The organism is Anaerococcus faecalis (assembly GCF_013371425.1).
GTDB lineage: Bacteria > Bacillota > Clostridia > Tissierellales > Peptoniphilaceae > Anaerococcus > Anaerococcus porci.
In genome coordinates, this window is sequence record NZ_JABVBA010000004.1 from 195,890 (window position 1) to 204,983 (window position 9,094).

The window sequence follows — 9,094 nt, forward strand, 5'->3', positions numbered from 1 at the left end:
ATCAATTCAACAATTTGTAATAGTAGTCTAGGATTTTGTACTCTTCTTTTATTTCTCCTATTTGCATATATTTTTTCATATAAGCAAAATCAATATTTCCTAATTCATTGATAGGCAATAATATCTTTTGCCTTTTGAGTCTTCCAGTTCCCATTTTATAACCATATCCATATTTTTCTTTTTGTTTAGTTATGACTGTTGTTAAGAATAAAGAAGAATATTTGTTTTTATATTTAGGAATTAGCTTTCTTGTATCATTTCCATATAAAGCTTTATAATCATGGTAAAAAGCATAACCTACAGATCCATTTCGATTTACACTTATTGCTTTTTCTTCTAAAGTTTTATTTATATTATTAACAAAATAACCAATACCATTATTTTGAGCTGTTGCTGTTACATAAGGGATATTTCCATCAATTCTTTCCCTTTCATAAATATCTTTTCCTGATTCAATATCAACAATATCTTCAAGCCAAAATTCTTTCCACTCTTTTTTGTGAAGTGGAAGTAATTTTTTCTCATAAGAAATGGCTAACTTATATATATATATATATTCAAGCACTTTTTGAAGATTTTCAGCTTCTATTTTTTGCATAAATTTGCTCATATATGCCCAGTTAGGTTCACCATTTTTATCTGTGGGTAAGATAAACTTTTCATTTTTTATTCTTTTGTCATTTATTTCTCTATTGAAAGAATATTTTTCTTCGAGTCTTTTCACTATTGTAGCCATAAATAGATAAATGTATTTATCAGCTTTATCCAAAGTTAAGGAAGTAACATGGTCGCTTGCTATATACTCATATTCATGATAAAAGCAAGAGCCAACACTTCCACTATTAGCAAGTGTAATATTATTATTGAATTTCCTTAGATTTTCATAATTTCCAATAAATCCATCTAAGCCATTATTCAAAGACGTTGAAGAAATATATGGCGTATTACCATCTATGTGATCGTCTTTTTTAAGTCTTTTTCCTCTCTGTATTTTCCTAAATACATCATTGAAATTAAATTCTTTCCATTCAACATCTTCAAGTCCTACTAAATCAAAAGATGTTTCAAGCATTTTTTGCTCATAATAATCTATAACTTTCTGTGCAATGTCTTTTTGCTCTTGCTTAATATAGTCTTCCATAAATTGCCAGTTGGGATTGCCTTTATTACACACTGGTAATAATATTTTTAATTTACTTAATCTTGAACTTGAACACATTCTATTATAAGAAAAAATATTCTTTGTGGCATTATCTATTGAATTTATACAAAATAATAAATGATTTTTGTTAAGGTTATATAAAGGAGATAAGATATTAATTCTTCCATGTGATACAGCATAATAATCAAAATCTTGATAAAAGGCTTTACCAAACATATCAACAGTAATAGTATTTTTAGGGATAATTTCACTTATACCATCACCGCGATTAATAAATTTTGTTATTCCATTACTGTTAAACCCAGAAGAAATTAAAGGTATATTTCCACAATCTAATAAGTCAGCCTTGTTATCTCCTTTAGATAAATAAACTTCAAAAATATCTTTTATCTTAAACTCTCCCCACTCCACATCATTTAAAGATAATCTATTTTGTTTCATATTCTTCACTATCTTCAGCAGCTAATAAAGAATTATCGTTAAATGATTCCTCTTCTTCATCTTTAACCCCAAAAAGATATCCTCTTCCATGAGTAATCATATTAACTTCAAATGTAATATAATCAGCAATTGTATTTTTAAAATCTTCATCTGTTGGAATCTCATCATTAAAATAATAAAACGAATGTAACCACTCATCATCAGCTTCTATTGTTGTATTTACGCAAAATTTTGTTTCTGCTTCAACTCTATCAAACCATACATCAAGAAGATGTTGCTTTTTGTCTTTTGCTGATGGAGTTTCGATAAGTCCAATATGCTTTGCAACTTCATATCCATCGTCTTCAAAATTAATAAATTTACAAATTTTATCCTTATGGTGAGGTATACCAGCAGTAAAAATAGCTATGCATGGGTTTGTTCCAACTCCATAAAAAGTATTTTTATTTAAGGTTATTACACCTTCAAGTGTATGATGTTTTAATATATTAGCCTTAGTTTCTTTTTCGTATTTTGTCTTACCTGTCATTGTAGATTGAGGTACAATAACTGCAACTCTTGCTCCTTCTACAAGTGAATTAAGTAAATGTTCAGTAAAAGATATTTCATATAAATTAGGATTATCTTTTGACCCTTGAGAGTAAGGGGGATTCATCATTCCAACAGTACAGCCTTTTAATTGTAGCTTAGCAGGATTTTGTTTTAAGAAATCTTGATTTTCAAGATTACTTTTGCCATCTCCTCTTAAAATCATATTCGTAGTAGCAATAGTAAACATATACGACTGATCTTCTATTCCAAATAGTTGATTTTTTCTAATATTATCTTTTTCAAAATCATCATCTGTTTTTTGCAGCATATCATGCATAGCTGCAATTAAAAATCCTGCCGTTCCACAACATGGATCTAAGACTCTCACTACTTTGATACAATTTAATGCATGACTTTTTGAAATGACTATAATACCAGTTTGCACACCCCTATTTAAAAAGCGTTAAAAGGTTTAGAAATAAAAAATCGCCTGTACCATAAGTTGGCACAGGCATACAAAAATTTATGCTTATTTATAAATATCAATCGTATGAGATAATTTTACCTCTATTAATAAATTGTCTTAAATGTTCAGCTGTATAAGAGTTTCTATACTTAATAAAATCTATAGGATAACCTTGAAACATCAATTTCCCTCCAAGTTTTCCTCCCTTTGGGCCAAGATCTATGATCCAATCCGCCTTGCTAATTACAGATAGGTTGTGTTCAATTATTATAAGAGTATAACCTTTTCTTATTAATTCATGCATAAGGTTCATTAAATTCTCTATGTCTGATTCATGAAGTCCAGTAGTAGGTTCATCCAATATTATTATCTCAGATATATTATTTAATAGCATTTGAGCTATCTTTAGTCTTTGAAGTTCTCCACCAGAAAAAGTGTCAAGGGTTTGTCCAAGCTTAATATAGGATAAGTTTGCTTCAATTAATGACTCTAAAACTGCATTTATTTTTGGATTGTCATAAAACATTTTCCTAGCTTCTATAGCTGTCAATTCAAATACCTGACTAATATTCTTACTCCTATATAAATAAGAAAGAGCCTTGTCGTTAAATCTTTTGCCTTGGCATTTTTCACAGATATATTCAGAGTCTCCCAGATAAGCTAAGTCGAGTTTAATAGTTCCTTTCCCTTTACATTCAGAGCAGGCTCCTTTGCCTGTTACTGAAAATAAGGACTTGTCTACCTTATTTTCTTTGCTAAATATTTTTTTAATCTCATCATATATTCCCAAATAAGTGACAATGTTAGAACGACTGGAACCTACCGGCAGACTTTGATCCAAAATTGTAGAATCAGGATACTTATCTTTAAAAAGTTCTCTTATCAAGGTGCTTTTTCCTGAACCTGCTAACCCTGTTACTAGGGTAAGAGCATTTTTAGGAATTTTAATAGATATATTTTTTATATTATTTTTGGAAACATTATTTAATTCATAGAATGTTAGGAAGTCTTTCTTTTCTTCATTTATAAGATGCTTTTTCAAAAATGACTTTGCAGTTATTGTACTAGACTTTAATAATTGAGAGTAACTTCCTTGAAAGGTTATTTCTCCTCCTTGTCTTCCTGCCCCTTCTCCAAAATTTATAAGGTAATCACATTCTTTAATCATATCTAAATCATGGTCGACATATAAGACAGTGTTTCCCTTATCTTTAAGTCCTTTAAAAATATTTATAATTTCCTTTATATCTTCCGGATGAAGTCCTACACTTGGCTCATCAAAAATATATAAAACATCAGACAAAGAGCTATTAAGATATTTTATCATCTTTATTCTTTGGGATTCTCCTCCGGATAAAATTGTGGTAGGTTGATTTAATTTTAAATAATCTAGACCAACAAGAGATAAACTTTTTAATTTAATTTTTAATCCATGAGTAATTTCACTAACATTCTCATCTTTAATTTCAGCTACAAAATCAAAGAGATCATTAATTTCCATATTGGTACAATCTGCTATAGACTTCCCTTTTATTTTCGCACTTAAAACTTCTTCATTAAGTCTTGCTCCGTGACAAGTCGGACAAGTTTCTTTTATTAAAATCCTATCCAAGTCTTTTTTGCATTGTGGATTTTCTACATTTACAAAACTTTCCATAATTCTTGGAATCACGCCAAAATATTTAGCTGTTTTATGCCAATTAGGGTTTGGATTTTCAGGTTTTATTTTTTGAGAATATAAAAGCAAATCAAGTTCATCTTTATTATAGGCAGATATTTTTTTATCATTGTCAAAATATCCCGATTCTGTATATCGAGTTAATCTCCATCCTCCATCTTTAAATGTTGGAAAATTTATTGCATTACCATTTAAAGATTTATCAAAATCTATTAATTTATTAACGTCAATTGAGTTAACTTCTCCTAGTCCTTGGCAAGTCTTGCACATTCCTGCTGGATTATTAAATGAATATTTCATAGAATAACCTATAAAAGGTCGAGCAAGTCTAGAGTACAAAAGTCTCAAATCTGAATATATATCCGTAACTGTACCTACTATTGATCTGGAATTACCTCGAATTCTCTTTTGATTTATAACCAAAGAAACAGGAAGATTTGAGATGAAATCTACAGGCGGTTTTTTATATTTAGGTAATAAGTTTTGAACATAACTCGAGTAAGTTTCATTTAAAAGTCTTTGAGATTCACTTGCTATGGTATCAAAAACAAAGGAAGACTTTCCCGAACCAGATACTCCGGTAATCGCTATAAGCTTATGTTTTGGGATTTTTACAGAAATGTTTTTCAAATTATTTGTTCTAGCATTTTTTACTTCTATATAATCATTCATCTTTTCTTATTCTAGCCTTTCTAAGTTCCTTTGAGAATTTATTGGATAAATCAATAAAGTTTTCTTGCTCCTCATTTGTAAAAGATTTTATAGCTATTTCGTAAAGGGTCATGTGTTTTCTTGAAATATTTATTAGCAAATCCTTGCCACTATCTGTAAGAAAAGTATATAGCTCTCTTCCATCTAATTTATTTGGTATTTGCTCAATATAGCCCATTGTTTTTAATTCTTTCAAAGCCTTTGATAATTTAGTCCTGGATACTCCTAAGATTAAGCTTAATCCTGAAGGTAAAATTTTTCCTTCTTTTTCAACTTGATATAAAATATCATATTGAAGCCATGTAATTTCTTTTGGATTGACAAGGCTTCTCTCTGCAACCATTTCGCACTGTAATTCTATAAGTGTTGCTTTTAAATCCATAACTTGATCTCCCTATTCTATATAGTTTCTGTTTAGAAATTATATCATATTTCAAATTATTTTTGAAGCCTTTTACAATTACAAATTACATTTAAATAAATCCAAAAAAATACCTGTACCATAAGTTGGCACAGGCATGATTCTTTCTATAATATTAATTGATTTACTATTTTTTGAACTGCATAATAGTCATATCCAGCATTAGTTAATCTCCTTTTTCTCTCCTCTCCATTGCCCCAATCACCTCGTATAACTTCTCTAGCTAATTGGTCGATTGTCTTGCCAACTGGATAAACTATCTTTCCATTTGCATCAAATACTTTTAGTCCAAATCTATCAGCACATCTTTTGGCATTATCTAAATTTCTAAATGCACCTTTCTGGCTTTTAGCATCAGACCAGGATTTTCTTACTCTATATAAGTTGTTTGTTGATTTGCTGATAGAGTTATTTCCTCTAAGTCTTTTATTTACTTCACTTGCAATATATGGAAACTTACTTCCAAGGTATGGTCCTGGACAGTTTGTATTGGAGTACCACTCATGCTTTTGAAGGACACCATCTTTTCCTCCAGTGTATGTGCAATTCTTGATTCCATTTCTTCTACAAATATCAGTTACTAGTTTGATTAAAGTTTCTAAAACCTCATCACTTACTGGCCAATTGCCACCATTACTTGAATTTGCAACTTCAATAGTAACTGCTCGATTATCGCACCATGATGAAGAAGTACACCATGATCTATGGCTCTCATCAACACATAATATGACTTTATTATCCTTCCCAATCCCATAGTTACATGATGCCCGTCTTGACCTTGGTTTAAATATTTCTCCTATTACTGCTGCATTAATTGCTCCGGCCGTGTGGTGGATGGCAATTTTTGTGATTGGTTGATTTCTTCTTCCACTATGATTTGGGCTGTAATTTACCATATTTACTAATTTACTATTACTCATTTATTTGTCCTCCTTAAATTGTTCTAATAGAGTTTTTAGTTTTTCCGGAACGGGAAGTCCTAAGGCTACAGAGTTTTCTAAAATAGAAAGTCCTTCATTTGCTATATAAAAAAAGATGATGGCGCATCTTACAGCGGTTCCATCACCTTTAATTAAATTAACATCGCATAGGTTTGCTATTCCTACAACTATAAATATCATTATCTTTTTTGCTATTCCTTTAAATCCTATAGCTGATGATAGCTTTTTCTCGACTCCCGCTCTTAATACTCCTGTTATATAGTCTGCTATCACAAATGCAATTAAGGTGTAAATAAATGCGTCAATACTACCAAGATAAAAACCTAAGTAGCCACCTAGTGCTGCAAAGCAAATCTTTACTGTTTCTAAAAATTTATTCATTGTTTTATTCCTCCTCTGTTAGTGTGTAAGTTATTTTCATGGTCTTATCTGCTGTCTTTAATATTGGACTTGATAGGTTATTAATTGTTCCAAGATATGGCGTGTGAAGGTATAAGTTTTTATACAAAGTACCGCTCTTAACACCATATCCTATTCTAAATGGTCCCATCTCAATTGTAGGAGTGCTTACATAAGGATAAGGTGTTCCTGAGTAATCTTTTCCATAGTTTTTTATAATCTTATCATCCTTAGTTATACTAAAATCATAGCCTAGTATATGATCTCCCCATTGATACAAGTAACTATAGGTGTTTCCTCCTTGCGAAAAGTCAGACTTAAAACCCATATCCATATAAGATATATCTACAGGATTATTGATATTTATTTTATATATTCTTTTTCTATCTCTATTTATTGCATAAAGATATCCTTCCTTTATCACACTTCCTATAGACCTGTAAGCATAATTTGAATCCTTACTTGGGTATGATCCTAGGTCATCCAACCTAATATCACCTAAATCCCATTGATCTACTTGTGTGGAATAATCATCCTTTTTTATCTTTATTCGTCTAATTAACCCGCTATCATAGTTGGATTTAGTTAAAAATCCATACCAATATCCATCTTTTCCATCGTAAAAACTTCCGTCATTCCAATAATAGAAGTCTCCATAATACTCAGTTAAGTCTATTGCTGTCTTCTCTATTTCTTGAAATCTTGATCCTAAAACTGAATCTGTCAAACCAATACTTGAATATGCTTCTTTAAATTTTATTATCTCAAGAGTCTTATTCTCTCTTGGCCATAAGGATATAAATGTATTATCAGTAGGATTCCCTTCAACTAAGCCTATATATGCTCTTTGAGTTTCCTTATTAACATCTAAATATGTTCTATTTAATAGTAAGCAGGCATTTCTACTGAAGCTATTTCCATAATAAAACCTCCCAGCTCTATAGTGAGTCAAGGCGAGCGATGCAATTCTTCCATTAGCTTGTGATGTAGAAAAGTCCCAGACAAACTTATATCCATCCTCCAAAGGAACTGTCTCTGTTAGATTTGCAGAACCTCTTAACGGATTATCTGTAGAGTTCACATTATCTGATGCATATCCAATAATAGAATTATCTGATGGTGGAATAATATTATTAGGATCTTCTTCTAATGGATTCTCAAAAAGTAAAATCCCTCCATAGAGTCTATTAGCTACAGGAAAAATCTCATCTTTAAATTCCGCCTCTCCTGAACCATGTAAGGGATACATAAGTCCTGATGGATTAAGTCTAAGTATATCTGAGACTGCATTTGTTATTAGGTTTTCATCTTCGTACACTTCTTTCTTTTTAGTTTTGACATCAGTTAATTCAATGACTGATTTACCCTTGAGCATTTTCTTCCTCCTTATCTTTAAATTCTGTAGTTATTTCTTCTTTATATTTTCCAAGACTTAGTCCTTGATATTTAAATCTTCTTACTTTTTCATTAAATATAATCGGTGTTGGAACTTGTTTTTCTACTTTGTATTCATCTTTTAATTTTCTAAGCAAAAATGAGTGTTCAAGTTTTATTCTCTTCCAAGTTTCATCAATTTTTATCTTTCCATCCCAAGCCTCTGTTGAACCTAGAGATTGACCAGATATTGCTGCAATAGCATTATTTTTTCCAATCATAGCTTGCCCTGACTCTAATCGAACAAGTACCGAGAAGTTGTTCATTGTTTTTTCCTGAAGTTTAGTTAGGGGATAAAAAAGATTTAAAATATGGTTTCCACTTAGGTAAATTTCTTTTGGAATGTGATGTTCTATTTTTGTATCGTTGAATACATAAGTGATAACAAGTCTAGTAGGTAATTCAACATTCTCTATAATCTCAACTTCCTCAATAACTTCTTTCTCCTCAAACTTTGGTGGATCATAAGACTTCTTATCTTCAGTTAAAATTTCAGTCTTTTGAATAACCTTTCTTTTTATCTTCTTAGTTTTTTCTTCTGTACCGCAGACAATGTTTAATAAGATTGATGCATTAAATAAAGCCTCCGTTTCTTTATTGGAGGCAAATTCTATTCTGATGATTGGTGTATCTGTAGTAGTCAATTTAAAAGCTGAATAATTAGAATAGGAATGAACTACTAACTTTTCAGATTCAATTTGATTTAACAGTCCTACTATATTCTTATCATTCTTACTCTTAGCTTTAGATAAATATGGATTCTTACCTACACCAAGAATTCTATGCTTGCTCATATACTAATAGTATAAGAACAGCTTTAAGCATAGTTCTTAAAAATGAACCTAATCATCTATGATAAAATTATAGATATTAGGGATGAAATGGGATTGTTTTATGTGCTTGCTGGGTT

The 9,094-nt window shown here is 30.5% G+C and carries 8 protein-coding genes; all 8 read right to left on the minus strand.

Features of this window, described 5'->3' with window-relative positions; genetic code table 11:
* Position 1: 1 nt before the first annotated feature.
* The gene (locus HV819_RS05615) at positions 2-1,603 is read right to left on the minus strand and encodes a restriction endonuclease subunit S (RefSeq protein ID WP_176269695.1); all 1,602 of its coding nucleotides are present in this window, start codon (positions 1,601-1,603) and stop codon (positions 2-4) included.
* The gene (locus HV819_RS05620) at positions 1,590-2,579 is read right to left on the minus strand and encodes an HsdM family class I SAM-dependent methyltransferase (protein WP_216629214.1); all 990 of its coding nucleotides are present in this window, start codon (positions 2,577-2,579) and stop codon (positions 1,590-1,592) included. Before HV819_RS05620 ends, HV819_RS05615 begins: the two co-directional genes overlap by 14 nt.
* Positions 2,580-2,676: 97 nt before the next feature.
* Positions 2,677-4,950, minus strand: a complete 2,274-nt coding sequence (locus HV819_RS05625) for an ATP-binding cassette domain-containing protein (protein ID WP_176269696.1) — start codon at positions 4,948-4,950, stop codon at positions 2,677-2,679.
* Positions 4,943-5,371: a MarR family winged helix-turn-helix transcriptional regulator gene (locus tag HV819_RS05630; protein WP_176269697.1), complete on the minus strand. Its 429-nt coding sequence runs from the start codon at positions 5,369-5,371 to the stop codon at positions 4,943-4,945. Before HV819_RS05630 ends, HV819_RS05625 begins: the two co-directional genes overlap by 8 nt.
* A gap of 146 nt (positions 5,372-5,517) precedes the next feature.
* Positions 5,518-6,330: an N-acetylmuramoyl-L-alanine amidase gene (locus HV819_RS05635; RefSeq protein WP_176269698.1), complete on the minus strand. Its 813-nt coding sequence runs from the start codon at positions 6,328-6,330 to the stop codon at positions 5,518-5,520.
* Positions 6,331-6,732, minus strand: coding sequence for a phage holin family protein (locus HV819_RS05640; RefSeq protein WP_176269699.1), 402 nt, complete (start codon positions 6,730-6,732; stop codon positions 6,331-6,333).
* Positions 6,733-6,736: 4 nt separating this feature from the next.
* The gene (locus HV819_RS05645; protein WP_176269700.1) at positions 6,737-8,125 is read right to left on the minus strand and encodes a hypothetical protein; all 1,389 of its coding nucleotides are present in this window, start codon (positions 8,123-8,125) and stop codon (positions 6,737-6,739) included.
* Positions 8,112-8,978, minus strand: a complete 867-nt coding sequence (locus HV819_RS05650; RefSeq protein ID WP_235942762.1) for a hypothetical protein — start codon at positions 8,976-8,978, stop codon at positions 8,112-8,114. The genes HV819_RS05645 and HV819_RS05650 overlap by 14 nt, the downstream gene beginning before the upstream one ends.
* Positions 8,979-9,094 lie beyond the last annotated feature (116 nt).